Annotated in this window: 1 protein-coding gene and 1 pseudogene; both read right to left on the bottom strand. The window is 36.6% G+C overall.

The window, feature by feature from the left end:
- Positions 1-315, bottom strand: a pseudogene (locus PX484_RS01615) (DUF3226 domain-containing protein); the annotation flags it as partial.
- Positions 312-1,460: AAA family ATPase (locus PX484_RS01610; RefSeq protein WP_288102713.1), on the bottom strand; the 1,149-nt coding region annotated here is incomplete at its 5' end. The pseudogene PX484_RS01615 and the gene PX484_RS01610, both read right to left, overlap by 4 nt.

The following is a 1,460-nucleotide window of genomic DNA, read 5'->3' as shown; positions in this document are numbered from 1 at the left end:
GGCAAAAGCTGATAATTCATTGTTATAATCCATATCGGCAAGTTTATTGGTTAAATTTTTAATTAATTCACTGCCACCCCCGGCATAAATTGCCACGGATAAAGTCTCAGTATAAAGAATAGATGGCATATCGAGTCTGATGTAAAGTTTTCCAGTTTTAGGAGGAGGATATTTCGGAATAAATTTTTTCCAAATTGGCTCTAGATTTGAGAGTTCTTCACATTTAGAAAACCCCAGCAGTTTACACATAACTTTCACCAGAAAAGCTTGATCATGATTACCCTCCACTCCAATCAATATATGTTCTCGACTCACCAACGAACCTCCTGTCCTAAGTCTTCTCGTAAGCTTTTTAATCGAGTCCAATCATGTCTAACTACTCTAGTATAATTTTCCTTTGGTTCGAGACGATAAAGCACTAAATCTGATTCTGGTTCGGTGACTTCTAAAAGAGCATCAACAGCTTCTAGACTGTGGGTAGTAGCAAACAGTTGTACATTCATTTTTTGACACCATTTAACTAACCAATTAAAAGAACTTTGCAGTGCCTCTGTATGAATAGCTGATTCTAATTCATCAATGAATAAAATTCCACCTTTAACACTGGCAAGTTTGAGGGCGATATGAAGTAAGCGACGCACCCCATCACCAAAGGTACTAACGGGGACAAGTCCCAATTTTTCATGTTGAATATAAATATTAAATCTGGCAGATAAAGAATGAGGAGGTAAGAGAATTTCTAAGTCAGAAATATTACTGTCCATTTGACGCAGTAAATCGATAACATCTGTTTTAAAATTGGCAAATCTCACTTCTGAAAGTAACCGAAATTGACCAATATCAGAACGATGAGAAGCGGGACTAACCAGAGAAGTTAGTAAGCTAGGTTCTTTTTTTCCCGATAGTCTAGAGAGAGGGCTATTTTCCCAAAGTTGATAGTTTTCTTTCAGGGGATTTTGGGGATAATTAATTAAACTTAATTGTTCTTCAGCAAGAAATACTGTTATCGATAAATTTATACCTTTTCTTGTTTCCCATAACTCTTCATTATTATCAATTAAATCTTCATTTTCTTCGCTAATTATCTCATTAGGATTAAGCTTGTCTTCGGGACTGTCAGTTAAAATAATTCCTTCGAGTTCTTCATAAATTGCCTCGATTTTCTGAACTTTAAAGGAGCCATTTCCTGTGATTGATATAACCCCGTGATTAAGTTGTTCTTGCTCAATCATTGCCTCGTGGGTAAATAACCACTGTAGGGAATCTAGATAAGGAGTCCGAGAAACTCTGTACTCTTGTTCTCTTTGTCTAGCAGTATTTAGCCAAACTTTTAGATCTAAGGGATGACAGTAAATAGATAACGCTTCGAGAACGCTGGTTTTTCCCGAATTATTAATTCCCACAAGCAGGTTAATCTGTCCGAGATTCTTTAGCTCAAGCTCTCGCAGTCCTCTAAACTG

Origin of the sequence: Microcystis sp. M49636_WE2 (assembly GCF_030065375.1) — a bacterium.
GTDB classification, from domain to species: domain Bacteria; phylum Cyanobacteriota; class Cyanobacteriia; order Cyanobacteriales; family Microcystaceae; genus Microcystis; species Microcystis aeruginosa_C.
This window is presented reverse-complemented; position numbering and strand designations above follow the sequence as displayed.